This is a genomic window from Enterobacter sp. EGD-HP1 (genome assembly GCF_000733275.2).
Taxonomy (GTDB): Bacteria; Pseudomonadota; Gammaproteobacteria; order Enterobacterales; family Enterobacteriaceae; genus Enterobacter.
Map to the genome: position 1 here is coordinate 208,344 of NZ_AVOP01000012.1, position 12,657 is coordinate 221,000.

Below are 12,657 nucleotides of genomic sequence, written 5' to 3' on the forward strand. Positions count from 1 at the left end.
CTCTCACTGCGTTGAAATGGCAGCTGGAAATTTTTCCTGACGCTGCTGGCAACACGTGCATTTTTGTTTTGCTTTTTAGCCCCCTTCTCGGTATAAAACGCGGCGCGCGGCTCATATAAAATAAGCGCTCGATGGACTCATCGTGTCGCCACTTCCAGCCGGGTTAAGCAGTGAACTTTTAGCTTTGGCTTGTGGTCCGTTTCAGCAGAGGCGGCCGTGGAGGTGATACGAGATAATGAACCATCGTTTTCCGCACATTCAGCGCAGCCGTTCTGGCGCGCATTTGATTCCCGCAACCCGCATTTCTAGTCTGCAAACCTGCCGATGTTATACCCATCTCGGCGCTTCTCAGGATTCAAGGGCCGGTTACGCTCTGTGAAAACTGAACAAGGGCGCTCTTGTTAATACAAGAGTTTTCTCGTGGTTTCGCCGAACCTTGTCATACAGAGTTCGGATACGTGTTTTACAATGATATGAATAAGAAACCGGTCGCACGGTCTGGTTTTCAGCATACTCTGCTGGGAAACGGAGCCGTTTATGGGTTGTTATCGCCGTATAACGCTGCGATAGTAGTCAACTGTTTTACACTTAATACAAAGAGTTGAGGTTCGCTATGTCTGACGACATGTCTTCTTTTTCGCCTTCGTCAGCGGGCGAACAGGGTGTACTACGTTCTATGCAGGAGGTTGCGATGAGCTCCGAGGAAGCCAGCAAGATGCTGCGCACTTACAATATTGCCTGGTGGGGCAATAACTACTACGACGTCAACGAACTGGGCCACATCAGCGTCTGCCCGGATCCGGACGTCCCTGAAGCGCGCGTGGATCTCGCTAAACTGGTGAAAGCCCGTGAAGCTCAGGGCCAGCGTTTGCCTGCACTGTTCTGCTTCCCGCAGATCCTGCAACATCGCCTGCGTTCTATTAACGCCGCCTTCAAGCGCGCGCGTGAGTCCTACGGCTATAAAGGTGACTATTTCCTGGTTTACCCGATCAAGGTGAACCAGCACCGCCGCGTAATTGAATCCCTGATCCACTCCGGCGAGCCGCTGGGCCTGGAAGCAGGCTCCAAAGCGGAGCTGATGGCGGTTCTGGCGCATGCGGGCATGACCCGTTCGGTGATCGTCTGTAACGGTTATAAAGACCGTGAATACATTCGTCTGGCGCTGATTGGCGAGAAGATGGGCCACAAGGTCTATCTGGTTATCGAAAAGATGACCGAAATTGCCATCGTGCTGGAAGAGGCCGAACGTCTGAACGTGGTGCCACGCCTTGGCGTGCGCGCGCGTCTGGCGTCACAAGGTTCCGGTAAATGGCAGTCCTCCGGCGGTGAAAAATCCAAGTTCGGCCTGGCGGCAAACCAGGTGCTGCAGCTGGTGGAAATCCTGCGCGAGCGCGGTCGTCTGGACAGCATTCAGCTGCTGCACTTCCACCTCGGCTCGCAGATGGCCAATATTCGCGACATCGCTACCGGCGTGCGTGAATCCGCGCGGTTCTACGTGGAGCTGCACAAGCTTGGCGTGAATATTCAGTGCTTCGACGTGGGCGGCGGCCTGGGCGTGGACTACGAAGGGACCCGCTCGCAGTCCGACTGCTCCGTGAACTACGGCCTGAACGAATACGCGAACAATATCATCTGGGCGATCGGCGATGCCTGTGAAGAGAACGGCCTGCCGCACCCGACGGTGATCACCGAATCCGGTCGTGCGGTGACCGCGCACCATACGGTGCTGGTCTCTAACATCATCGGCGTTGAGCGTAGCGAAATCTCCGAAGCGACGCCTCCGGCAGACGATGCCCCGCGCTCTCTGCAAAGCATGTGGGAAACCTGGCAGGAAATGCACGAGCCGGGCACGCGTCGATCCCTGCGCGAATGGCTGCACGACAGCCAGATGGACCTGCACGACATCCACGTCGGCTACTCCTCAGGCACCTTCAGCCTGCAGGAGCGCGCGTGGGCCGAGCAGCTTTATCTGGATATGTGCCATGAAGTGCAGAAACAGCTCGACCCGAGCAACCGCGCACACCGTCCGATTATCGACGAGCTGCAGGAGCGTATGGCGGACAAGATTTACGTCAACTTCTCGCTGTTCCAGTCGATGCCGGATGCCTGGGGTATCGACCAGCTGTTCCCGGTTCTGCCGCTGGAAGGGCTGAACCACGCCCCGGAACGCCGTGCGGTGCTGCTGGACATCACCTGTGATTCCGACGGTGCTATCGACCACTACGTTGACGGCGACGGTATCGCAACGACGATGCCAATGCCGGAATACGACCCGGAGAACCCGCCGATGCTGGGCTTCTTTATGGTCGGCGCGTATCAGGAGATCCTCGGCAACATGCACAACCTGTTCGGTGATACCGAAGCGGTTGACGTGTTCGTCTTCCCTGACGGCAACGTGGAAGTCGAGCTGTCTGACGAAGGGGACACCGTAGCGGACATGCTCGAATACGTTCAGCTGGATCCGAAAAAACTGCTCACCCAGTTCCGTGACCAGGTGAAAAACACCGGTCTGGACGACGCGTTACAGCAGCAGTTCCTGGAAGAGTTTGAAGCGGGTCTGTACGGGTACACCTACCTGGAAGATGAGTAAGTAAACCTCCCTCTCCCTGTTGGAGAGGGGCGGGGTGAGGGCAACAGGCTGCTGCGCCGCTGATGCCCGGTGGCGCTGTGCTTACCGGGCCTACGAATGTAGGCCGGATAAGGCGGAGCCGTCATCCGGCAGAATGCTATACTCACTTGAACCCGTCTGCATTACCGGCGATAATTCGCCCCAATAAGCGATTTACGAATCAATCCCTTCCTCGTCGGGTTTAACGACGCGGAGGGGATTTTTTTCATCTGTTTTTAATGTATCGACTTTAAAAGAGGTCAGGACATGAGCACTTTAGGTCATCAGTACGATAACTCTCTGGTATCTAACGCGTTTGGTTTTTTACGCCTTCCGATGAACTTCCAGCCATACGACAGCGACGCTGACTGGGTGATCACCGGCGTGCCGTTCGACATGGCAACGTCCGGTCGCGCGGGCGGTCGTCACGGCCCGGCAGCGATTCGTCAGGTTTCCACCAACCTGGCCTGGGAGCACAACCGCTTCCCGTGGAACTTCGACATGCGCGAGCGCCTGAACGTGGTGGACTGCGGTGACCTGGTGTACGCCTTCGGCGACGCGCGTGAGATGAGCGAAAAGCTGCAGGCCCACGCCGAGAAGCTGCTGGCTGCCGGCAAGCGCATGCTTTCCTTCGGCGGTGACCATTTCGTGACCCTGCCGCTGCTGCGCGCCCACGCCAAGCACTTCGGTAAAATGGCGCTGGTGCACTTCGATGCGCATACCGACACCTACGCGAACGGCTGCGAATTTGACCACGGCACCATGTTCTTCACCGCGCCGAACGAAGGCCTGATCGACCCGAACCACTCCGTGCAGATCGGCATCCGCACCGAGTTCGATAAAGACAACGGCTTCACCGTGCTGGATGCGGGCCAGGTTAACGATCGCGGCGTTGATGACATCATCGCTCAGGTGAAGCAGATCGTGGGTGATATGCCTGTCTATCTGACCTTCGACATCGACTGTCTGGATCCGGCATTTGCACCGGGCACCGGTACGCCGGTCATCGGCGGTTTGACCTCAGATCGTGCCATCAAGCTGGTGCGCGGCCTGAAGGATCTGAACATTGTCGGTATGGACGTGGTGGAAGTGGCGCCTGCCTATGACCAGTCCGAGATCACCGCGCTGGCCGCGGCGACTCTGGCACTGGAAATGCTCTATATTCAGGCAGCTAAGAAAGGCGAGTAAGCCTTACGCGCTGAGTGCTGCTGCGCGACGCATGCGCAGCAGCAACATTCCGCCCGCCAGCAGGGTGATAGCCTGCGACACGACCAGCACTGAAAAACCTGAACTGACCGACCCCGCCGATTTCATCACTACCCCCATCAGCAGCGGAATAAACGCCGCGCAAATATTCCCAATCCCATTAATTATGCCGTATGCGCTACCTACCGCTTCCCGCGCGGCGTGGTGTTGGATCACCGCGGGTATCGCGGCGCCCTGCAGTCCCCAGAACGCATTGGCGGACAGCATAAACAGCGCCAGCCATGCGGGCTGATGGCTGAGTATCAGCCCAACCGCGGAGAGCGCCGTCAGCGCCCCGCCTAACACAAACAGCACCGGCGCCTGTTCCGGGCGCATTTTGTCGAGCAGTACGCCGCCCAGGAACTTGGATCCCAGACTCAGGAGAAAGGGAATAGCCGCAAGCATGCCCGTGGCGTGCAGCGAGAAGTGATGCTCGTCGCGCAGCCACGCGGGCAGCCACGCGCTGCTGCCCCACAGATAGCTTAGCGTGGCGATTTCAACCAGCAGGATCCAGCCCAGCAGCGGCGTTTGCCAGGCGAGCGTGAAGGTGCGGGCAAGCCCCGGTTTTTTCGCCGTTAAGCGGCTACGAGGAGCAGGAAGAAAACGCCAGATTAACCCGCCGCCCAGCAGCAGATTGATCGCCGCCAGCGCATAGAACGAGCCGGCCCAGCCCAGATGCACCATCAGCCAGGTGACCAGCGGAAAGCCCACGGCCAACCCGAGCGAGACGCCCAGCGCGGTGACGGCGTTGGGTTTGCCGATCTCTTCCGCGCTAAAGTTGTCGCTGATAAAGCGCGTCTTCAGCGAAAAGAGCGGCCCTTCGGCAATACCCAAAATCACGCGGGCGATGAGCATGCCCATCAGCGATCCCAGCAGCGGAGAAATTGCGCAGACCGCGGCCCAAATCGCAATGCTGCTTAATAATCCCTGCCGATAATGAAGCTTGCTTTCAATAACTGGCGTTAATAGTAAAGCCGAAAAACCATAACCCAGCAGAAAGCAGGTCATAAGCATTCCCTGTAACATTCTGTTTTCATTTAGCTGAAAGTGTTCGGCAAAGTCCGGGTTTAAAATCATTACCGAGATATTTACTCGGTCGACGTAGGAAATAATAATGAGTAATAACAGTGCAAATGTGCCATGCCATCTTGCCGTCATCATGCCCGCCTTACGTTTTCATCTATTTATATTTTTATCAAAGTGATTGTCACGGATCTAAAATGGTTCACTGGTGAAACCCATTGTTTATAAAGGGTAAATAAATTTTCTGTTTCACAGGTGAAACACCAAAGATGTGACGCTGCTTTATTTTTAATGAACAAAAAGAAAAGAAGTCAATATCTTTTATTGAAATGTCGAGGGCATTAATAAATCGTATTTATCACGCCGCAATAATGAAAATTTCATATTGCTGCATTTTTTCGTGATCCTTTGCACACTTAGTTAATTAATACCCGTTTAATTAACAAATTCGTCACATTGCCGCTTGACGAAACATTCATCGCTTTTATATTGACCGTATTAAATAAGAAACAGAGTTTCATATATGAAACAAAAGCCTGGAGGATCGTGATGAGCTGGATAGGCGTATGTGACGCAGAACAAGTACAGGAAGATTTTCCTTTTAGCGGCAGCGTAGACGGTAAAGAGATCGGCGTTTATTTGATTGACGGTGAATATTACGCGCTGGAAGACGTATGCCCGCACGCTTATGCCCTGCTGAGCCAGGGATTTGTGGAGGACGGCAAAGTGGAATGCCCGCTGCATGAGGCGGTGTTTGACGTCAAAACCGGCCAGTGCCTGCACGGACCCGGAGGTCGCAACCTCAACCGCTACCCGGTTCGGGTCTTTGAAAACCAAATCCAGATTACCTTCGTCGAGGAGACCGTGGCATGAGTGACACCCTAAACTATAACCCGGCGCTGCCGGAAAGCCGTCAGTTTACTCCGCCGGCGGAGGGCGGCAACGGCGCCATCCATAAGCCGGGTGAGTACCAAAACCTGATCTGGCAAACCCGCAGCCGCGTGCCGGAAAGCTGGGAGGTGAACCTGATTGCCACGCTGGAAGATCTCTTTGAACAGGGCGTTGAAACCCTACCGGAACTGGTAAACGGCCTGAACGCGGTGCGCATGCACGACCAGCAGGGCGAACCGTGGAGCGACGCCAGCTTCCAGGCATTCTTACAGGTTAACGGCTACTGAGGACAACGCGATGACGACGACCGTACAAAACTATCTCGATAAAGGCCTGCGTGGCCTCTGGTATCCGGTGCTGGCAAGCTGGGAAGTGCAGTCTGCTCCTGTGGGCATTACCCGCCTGGGCGAGCAGATTGTGGTCTGGCGCAATAAAGACGGCCAGGTGCAGGCGCTGGAAGACCGCTGCCCGCACCGCGGCGCGCGCCTGTCGATGGGCTGGAACCTTGGCGACCGCATCGCCTGCTGGTATCACGGCGTGGAAGTGGCGGGCAACGGTGAGGTAAAAGATGTGCCCGCCGTGGACAAATGCCCGCTGGTCGGCCAGCAGTGCGTGCGCAGCTATAATGTGCAGGAGGCGCACGGCGCCATCTTCCTGTGGTTCGGCGTTACCGCTGACCAGCAGCCGGACGCGCTGACCTTCCCGGATGAACTTGCCGATACGGAGAACTTCAGCAACTTCCTCTGCACCGCCGCGTGGAAGTGCAACTACCAGTACGCGCTGGAAAACGTGATGGACCCGATGCACGGCACTTATCTGCATTCGTCGTCGCACTCAATGGCGGAAGGGGATCGTAAGGCCGACATGGTGCTCCAGCCGACCAAAACCGGCTTCATCTTTGAGAAGAAAGGGCAGAGCGGCGTCAACTTCGACTGGGTTGAGCTCGGCAACAGCGGCACCTGCTGGATGCGCCTCTCTATTCCCTACAAGAAGCGCTTTGGGCCGGGCGGCCACTTCTTTATCGTCGGCATGGTAGTCCCGGAAGATAACGACAACTGCCGCGTCTTCTTCTGGCGCATCCGCCGCGTGCAGGGCTGGCAGCGCGATATGTGGCGCTTCATGTACCGCAACCGCCTTGAAAAATTGCACTGGGAAGTGCTGGAGCAGGACCGCGTGGTGCTGGAAAGCCTGGCCCCAAACGCCCGCGACCATGAATACCTCTACCAGCACGACGTCGGCCTCTCCCGCCTGCGCCGCATGATGCAAAAGGCCGCGAAAGAGCAGCTGGCGCTGCGCGAAGAACAGCAGGGAGCCGCCTGATGAACGGGCTGCTGAGCGGCAAGCGCATCGTGGTGACCGGCGCCGCGCGCGGGCTGGGCTATCACTTTGCCAAAGCCTGCGCGGAGCAGGGCGCCGCAGTGGTGATGTGCGACATCCTCGAAGGCGAGCTGGCTGAAAGCGCCCACGGGCTGGTCGAGCAGGGTTATGCGATCGAATCGCACGTCATCGATCTGGCCGATCCGCATTCCATCGAGCAGGTCTTTAGCGCCATTGGCGAGCAGGGACAGATTGACGGCCTGGTGAACAACGCGGCGATGGCGACGGGCGTGGGCGGCAAAAATATGCTCGATTACGATCCTGACCTGTGGGACCGCGTGATGAGCGTGAACGTCAAAGGCACCTGGCTGGTGACGCGCGCCGCCGTGCCGCTGCTGCGCGAAGGGGCCGGAATTGTAAACGTGGCGTCCGACACCGCGCTGTGGGGCGCGCCGCGCCTGATGGCCTACGTCGCCAGCAAGGGCGCCGTGATTGCCATGACCCGCTCGATGGCGCGCGAGCTGGGTGAAAAACGCATTCGAATCAACGCCATCGCCCCGGGATTAACCCGCGTCGAGGCGACCGAATATGTTCCGGCCGAGCGGCATAAGCTTTACGAAAACGGTCGCGCGTTAACGGGCGCGCAGCAGCCGGAAGATGTCACCGGCTGCGTGGTCTGGCTGCTCAGCGATCTCTCGCGGTTCATCACCGGGCAGCTGATCCCGGTCAACGGCGGTTTTGTCTTTAACTAAGGTAGGGCGATGATGGCAAACGATCGGGATGTGAAGTATCTGGTGCCGGGGCTGGAGCGCGGCCTGCAGCTGCTGTTGGCCTTCGGCGAGCAGCATCGCGAACTGACCTTTGCCGAGCTGCACCGGCTGGTGGATATGCCGAAGGCCACTGCCTACCGCGTGGTGCAGACCCTGGAGTTCATGGGCTTTCTGGAGCGCAACGCGCGCACCAATACCTTCTCGCTGGGCATGAACGTGCTGCGCCTCGGCTTTGAGTACATCGCCTCGCTGGACGTGGCGCAGGTTGGCCAGCCGGTGATCGAGCAATTGCGCGACGTGAGCCAGTGCAGCAGCCACCTGGCGATCCGCGACGGGCGCGACATTATCTACATCGCCCGCGTCAGCGCCGCCGGGTCGCGCATCAACCAGGTCAGCATCGGCACCCGCCTGCCGGTGCACTGCACCTCGCTCGGCCGCATGCTGCTGACCGATATTTCCCGCGCCGAGTTTGAACAGCTGTTCCCGCACGAGCGCCTGCCGGGCAACACGCCGGGCCAGCTTCATGACCGCGAAGCCCTGTGGCAGATGGTGCAACAGGACAAAGCCCGCGGGTACGTGATTGGCGAATCCTTCTTCCGCCACGGCATCTCCTCCATTGTTTACCCGGTGTATGACCGAAGCGGACGCGTGGCGGCGGTAGTCAGCATTCTGGTGCCGTCGGAAGAGATCCCGCAGGCCGACCGCGAGCGCCTGCAAAACGAGGTTCGCCTCGCGGCGGATAAAATTTCTGGCTTCTTAGGGTATCTGTCACAGGCCAGTTAAATCAGTGAGTTAACGTCAGGCGCTTTGCTGCGTCGGGCATGTTTTACGCCCAATTTGGGCCAGATGAGGCAACGAACGATGAGTGTAACCGGAATTGAAAAGCTGGAATTTGGCGTGGAAGACCTGACGCACTGCGCCAAATTTATGCGTGATTTTGGCCTGACGGGCGATGCCAGCGGCCAGCGTTTTACCACCCTGAGCGACGCGCGCGTGGAGCTTAACCCGATCGACAGCCCCGACCTGCCGCCGGCGTTTGAAGCGGGCAACACCCTGCGCCGCATGACCTGGGCGGTTGCCACGCAGGCGGATCTGGATGCGTTGCGCCCGAAGCTGGCGCAGCAGCCCGGCTTTCGCGAGGTGGGCGACGCGCTGGAGTGCCTGGACCCGAACGGCATGACGCTGCGCGTGCAGGTGACCCAGCAGACCGACGTGGAGCTGAACGTCGAGCCGATTAACCAGTGGGGCGACGTTCGCCGTATCGACACGCCCAGCCCGGTTTACGATCGCGCTCAGCCCATCAACGTGGGGCACGTGGTGTTCTTCGTGGAAGAACTGGCCGCAGTGGAAAAATTCTACCGCGAGGTGCTCGGCTTCCAGGTCTCGGACCGCTACATCAACCGCGCCGTGTTCCTGCGCTGCGGCGCGCGCGGCGGCCATCACAACCTGTTCCTGCTGCAGCTGCCGAACCGCAGGCGCGGCCTTAACCACGTGGCCTTTACCGTACGCGACATTCACGAGGTGATCGGCGGCGGTATCGCGATGAATAAAAATGAATGGAGCACCTTCATCGGCCCGGGTCGCCATCCGGTGTCGTCGGCGTACTTCTGGTACGTCAACAGCCCGACCGGCGGCGCGTTTGAGTATTACACCAACGACGATTATCTGACCGAAAACTGGCAGCCGCGCGAGCTGGAGCACTCGCTGGTCTCCTTCACAGAATGGGCGGTGGAAGGCGGGATCGACCACGACACGCGCCGCCAGCAGAAAAAGCCGGAGGCGGTATGACGTCGCGCATTGTCATTATCGGCGGCGGCCAGGCGGGCGGCTGGGCGGCGAAAACCCTGCGCGACGAAGGCTTCGAAGGCGAGATTTGCGTGGTGGCGGAAGAAGAGTGGGATTTCTACGAGCGTCCGCCGCTGTCAAAAGCGTCTTTGCTGGAGCCGGACGCGGCGCTCCCAAGGCTGTTTACCGACGAGGCGCAGCGGGCGCTGAACCTGACCTGGTACCGACCGCTGCGCGCGGAGCAGATCGACCGCGAGGCGAAAACGGTGCATTTAAGCAACGGCGAGCTTCTTAGTTACAACATTCTTTTAATTGCCACCGGAGGGCGGGCGCGCGTGCCGGGTGAGGCGTGGGCGGCGCATCCGCAGGTCTATACCCTGCGCCACTGGCAGGACGCGCAGCGTCTGAAAGGTCGCCTGGCGGAAAGCCAAACCCTGGCGATTGTCGGCGGCGGCTGGATCGGCCTGGAAATTGCCGCGTCCGCGCGCAAAAGCGGCGTGGCGGTCACCCTGTTCGAGCAGCAGCCCGCGCTCTGCATGCGCTCGGTGAGCGGCGAGGTGTCGCAGCGCTTAGAGGTCCTTCACCGCGAGCAGGGCGTGGATATCCGAACCGGCTGCGGCGCGCTGGAGCTGGAGGACGATAACGGCCTGCCGGTTATCCACTGCGACGGCCAGCGTGAAACCTTTGATGCGGTGGTGGTCGGGATCGGCGTCGATCTCAATCTGGAGCTGGCCCGCGACGCGGGGCTGAGGACTGAACGCGGTATCGTCGTGGATGCCCAGGGGAGAACGTCGGATCCGTACATTTTTGCCGCCGGCGATGTGGCGCAGCATCATCACTACGGCCTGTGCATCCAGTCCTGGGCCTTCGCCCAGAACCAGGCGGTGGCGACGGCGAAAGCGATGCTCAACCCCGATGCGCCGGGCTACGACGACGCGCCGTGGCTATGGTCGGATCAATACCAGCACAACATCCAGATCCTCGGCATTCCGCAGCCGGGCAGCAGAACGGTAGTGCGTGAAGAGACGCTGTACTTCTCGCTGGACGACATCGGGCGGCTGACGCAGCTGGTGGCGTTCAACGACGCCCGCACCGTCAAGCTGGCGAAGCGCTGGATGGCAGCGGGGCGGGATTTATCGAATGTACCGCTCGGCGACCCGGCTTTTTCACTGATGTCACTGCGATAGCTAACCGCACCCGTAGGGGGAGACATGACCACATTAGAGACCAACACCGCGCCAGTTGAGGCGAGCGGTGAGGGAACCTGCACGCCCGAAAAAGCGGTGCGCTGGGCTATCCCGCTGTCGCTGCTGGCCTGCGTGCTGCTGGCGTTTTTCGACAAAATCAGCATCGCGGCGCTCTTTTCAGATACCCATTTCCAGCAGGCGATGGGCATCGATTTCGACACCACGCGCCTCGGCATTTTGATGAGCGCCTTTCTGCTCAGCTACGGCTTTTCGTCGGTGTTTTTAAGCGGGCTGGGCGACAAAATTGCGCCGCTGCGCCTGCTCACCGGAATGATGGCGGTGTGGTGCGTGCTGATGGTGGCGATGGGCTTTACCCATAACTACACGCTGATGATTGTCCTGCGTATTCTGCTGGGCGTGGCGGAAGGGCCGCTGTTCCCGCTGGCCTTCGCCATCGTGCGCCACAACTTCCCGCAGCATCTTCAGGCGCGCGCCACCATGCTCTGGCTGCTGGGCACGCCGGTCGGCGCGGCGATTGGCTTCCCGCTTTCCCTCTGGCTGCTGAACACCTTCGGCTGGCAGAGCACCTTCTTCGTGATGGCGATGCTCACCGTGCCGGTGCTGATCTTTGTGCGCGTCGGTCTGCGCGGGATCCGCCTGGAGGCGAAACCCGGCACCTCGCAGGCGTCCCAGGACGAGCGGCGCGCGGCGCGGCGTGAGCTGTTTGTCAGCCCGCACTTCTGGATCATCTGCATCTTTAACATCGCCTTCCTGACCTACCTGTGGGGTATCAACGGCTGGCTGCCGGGCTACCTCATCAAGGGCAAAGGCATTCATCTGGAGCACGCGGGCTGGCTATCGTCGATGCCGTTCATCGCCATGCTGGCGGGCGAGGTCATTGGCGCGTGGCTCTCTGACCGGGTCGATAAGCGTGCGGCGGCCTGCTTTATCTCGATGGCGGGGGCGGCGGCAGGACTGGCGGCGGTGATGCACCTCGACACCCCGCTGGCCGTCATCGCGGCGATGAGCTTCAGCACCTTTATGTGGGGCACCGGCGCACCCAACATTTTCGCCCTGCTGGCAAAGGCCACCCATCCGCGGGTGAGCGCCACGGCGGGCGGCATTTTCAACGGGCTGGGAAACTTTGCGGGCGCGCTGTCGCCAGCGGTGATGGGGGCGCTAATCGCCTTCACCCACAGCATGGATTCCGGGCTGATTTTTCTGGCGGTGATGGCGGCGGTGGGCTGCGTCCTGTTACTGCCGCTGCTGAGACGTTACTGAGGAGAGTGTCATGACTGATTCAACCGTAACCAACACAACGGGCATCAAACCTGACCATCTGACGATGGAAGAGTGGATCGAGTCGCGCATCGCGCGCTTCGAAGGGCGCAAGTACGACTGGAACGCGCTGAAGTTCCAGGCCGATTTTGACCCGAAATACCGCCGGGCGCAGATGCGCTATATCGGCACCGGCGCAACGGGCGTGGCGAACGATACCAACACCGTGCAGGCGGACCATTTTACCTTCTCCACCATGGTGCTGCCGTCGAAGTGCGAAGGGCCGTTGCACCTGCACGACGACGTGGAAGAGGTGTTCTTCATGCTTAAAGGGCAGATCACGCTGATGATCCAGGACGGCGACAACTACACCGAAACCGTGCTGCGCGAGCGTGACCTGATCTCCGTCCCGCCGGGCATCTATCGTGGGCTGTTCAACCACGGGGAAGAAGAGGCGCTGATGTGCGTCATGCTTGGGACCAACAAGCCAGAAATCCCGACCTATCCATCCGATCATCCGCTTTCGAAAGCGAAGCGGAGCTAAGGGGGCATG

Annotated in this window: 14 protein-coding genes; 13 read left to right on the forward strand and 1 reads right to left on the reverse strand. The window is 59.4% G+C overall.

Annotated elements, in window-relative coordinates:
* The first annotated feature begins 235 nt into the window (after positions 1-235).
* The 4 genes from N037_RS25405 to speB all read left to right on the forward strand — a co-directional run bounded on the left by N037_RS25405 (position 236) and on the right by speB (position 3,796).
* Positions 236-379, forward strand: coding sequence for a hypothetical protein (locus N037_RS25405; protein ID WP_420095149.1), 144 nt, complete (start codon positions 236-238; stop codon positions 377-379).
* 94 nt (positions 380-473) lie between these two features.
* Positions 474-605 (forward strand): acid stress response protein YqgB, encoded by a 132-nt coding sequence (yqgB, locus tag N037_RS23790; protein WP_127312443.1) that lies wholly within the window; start codon positions 474-476, stop codon positions 603-605.
* Positions 606-613: 8 nt separating this feature from the next.
* Positions 614-2,590 (forward strand): biosynthetic arginine decarboxylase, encoded by a 1,977-nt coding sequence (gene speA, locus N037_RS10095; RefSeq protein ID WP_032640643.1) that lies wholly within the window; start codon positions 614-616, stop codon positions 2,588-2,590.
* A 285-nt stretch (positions 2,591-2,875) separates the two neighbouring features.
* Positions 2,876-3,796 carry an agmatinase gene (gene speB / locus N037_RS10100; protein WP_014071686.1) on the forward strand — a complete coding sequence of 307 codons (921 nt, stop codon included), beginning with the start codon at positions 2,876-2,878 and terminating at the stop codon, positions 3,794-3,796.
* A 3-nt stretch (positions 3,797-3,799) separates the two neighbouring features.
* Here the strand turns inward: speB and N037_RS10105 are convergent, their stop codons facing one another.
* Positions 3,800-5,011, reverse strand: coding sequence for an MFS transporter (locus tag N037_RS10105; RefSeq protein ID WP_032640646.1), 1,212 nt, complete (start codon positions 5,009-5,011; stop codon positions 3,800-3,802).
* A gap of 414 nt (positions 5,012-5,425) precedes the next feature.
* Here N037_RS10105 and N037_RS10110 point away from each other — a divergent pair, with 414 nt between their 5' ends.
* From N037_RS10110 to N037_RS10150, 9 genes are all read left to right on the forward strand, one after another.
* A complete protein-coding gene (locus N037_RS10110; protein WP_023333340.1) occupies positions 5,426-5,749 on the forward strand; it encodes a Rieske (2Fe-2S) protein in 324 nt (107 codons plus the stop codon).
* Positions 5,746-6,054, forward strand: a complete 309-nt coding sequence (locus N037_RS10115; RefSeq protein WP_032640647.1) for a recombinase-like helix-turn-helix domain-containing protein — start codon at positions 5,746-5,748, stop codon at positions 6,052-6,054. Before N037_RS10110 ends, N037_RS10115 begins: the two co-directional genes overlap by 4 nt.
* A gap of 10 nt (positions 6,055-6,064) precedes the next feature.
* Positions 6,065-7,087, forward strand: a complete 1,023-nt coding sequence (locus N037_RS10120) for an aromatic ring-hydroxylating oxygenase subunit alpha (protein ID WP_032640649.1) — start codon at positions 6,065-6,067, stop codon at positions 7,085-7,087.
* Complete coding sequence (locus N037_RS10125; RefSeq protein WP_032640652.1) at positions 7,087-7,836, forward strand: SDR family oxidoreductase; 750 nt, start codon at positions 7,087-7,089, stop codon at positions 7,834-7,836. Before N037_RS10120 ends, N037_RS10125 begins: the two co-directional genes overlap by 1 nt.
* 12 nt (positions 7,837-7,848) lie before the next feature.
* A complete protein-coding gene (locus tag N037_RS10130; protein WP_032641016.1) occupies positions 7,849-8,637 on the forward strand; it encodes an IclR family transcriptional regulator in 789 nt (262 codons plus the stop codon).
* A 78-nt stretch (positions 8,638-8,715) separates the two neighbouring features.
* Complete coding sequence (locus N037_RS10135) at positions 8,716-9,642, forward strand: VOC family protein (RefSeq protein WP_032640654.1); 927 nt, start codon at positions 8,716-8,718, stop codon at positions 9,640-9,642.
* Complete coding sequence (locus tag N037_RS10140; protein ID WP_032640656.1) at positions 9,639-10,826, forward strand: NAD(P)/FAD-dependent oxidoreductase; 1,188 nt, start codon at positions 9,639-9,641, stop codon at positions 10,824-10,826. The genes N037_RS10135 and N037_RS10140 overlap by 4 nt, the downstream gene beginning before the upstream one ends.
* 24 nt (positions 10,827-10,850) lie before the next feature.
* Positions 10,851-12,107, forward strand: a complete 1,257-nt coding sequence (locus N037_RS10145) for an MFS transporter (RefSeq protein WP_032640658.1) — start codon at positions 10,851-10,853, stop codon at positions 12,105-12,107.
* A gap of 10 nt (positions 12,108-12,117) precedes the next feature.
* Positions 12,118-12,648: a cupin domain-containing protein gene (locus tag N037_RS10150; protein WP_032640660.1), complete on the forward strand. Its 531-nt coding sequence runs from the start codon at positions 12,118-12,120 to the stop codon at positions 12,646-12,648.
* Positions 12,649-12,657: the final 9 nt, after the last annotated feature.

Excerpts from the sequence above, each read along its gene's own strand:
- N037_RS10130 (WP_032641016.1), top strand. The coding sequence starts at position 7,849 with ATGGCAAACGATCGGGATGTGAAGTATCTGGTGCCGGGGCTGGAGCGC.
- N037_RS10140 (WP_032640656.1), top strand. The coding sequence starts at position 9,639 with ATGACGTCGCGCATTGTCATTATCGGCGGCGGCCAGGCGGGCGGCTGG.
- N037_RS10150 (WP_032640660.1), top strand. The coding sequence starts at position 12,118 with ATGACTGATTCAACCGTAACCAACACAACGGGCATCAAACCTGACCAT.
- speB (WP_014071686.1), top strand. The coding sequence starts at position 2,876 with ATGAGCACTTTAGGTCATCAGTACGATAACTCTCTGGTATCTAACGCG.
- speA (WP_032640643.1), top strand. The coding sequence starts at position 614 with ATGTCTGACGACATGTCTTCTTTTTCGCCTTCGTCAGCGGGCGAACAG.
- N037_RS10120 (WP_032640649.1), top strand. The coding sequence starts at position 6,065 with ATGACGACGACCGTACAAAACTATCTCGATAAAGGCCTGCGTGGCCTC.
- N037_RS10110 (WP_023333340.1), top strand. The coding sequence starts at position 5,426 with ATGAGCTGGATAGGCGTATGTGACGCAGAACAAGTACAGGAAGATTTT.
- N037_RS10125 (WP_032640652.1), top strand. The coding sequence starts at position 7,087 with ATGAACGGGCTGCTGAGCGGCAAGCGCATCGTGGTGACCGGCGCCGCG.
- N037_RS25405 (WP_420095149.1), top strand. The coding sequence starts at position 236 with ATGAACCATCGTTTTCCGCACATTCAGCGCAGCCGTTCTGGCGCGCAT.
- N037_RS10135 (WP_032640654.1), top strand. The coding sequence starts at position 8,716 with ATGAGTGTAACCGGAATTGAAAAGCTGGAATTTGGCGTGGAAGACCTG.
- N037_RS10105 (WP_032640646.1), bottom strand. The coding sequence starts at position 5,011 with ATGACGGCAAGATGGCATGGCACATTTGCACTGTTATTACTCATTATT.
- N037_RS10115 (WP_032640647.1), top strand. The coding sequence starts at position 5,746 with ATGAGTGACACCCTAAACTATAACCCGGCGCTGCCGGAAAGCCGTCAG.
- yqgB (WP_127312443.1), top strand. The coding sequence starts at position 474 with ATGAATAAGAAACCGGTCGCACGGTCTGGTTTTCAGCATACTCTGCTG.
- N037_RS10145 (WP_032640658.1), top strand. The coding sequence starts at position 10,851 with ATGACCACATTAGAGACCAACACCGCGCCAGTTGAGGCGAGCGGTGAG.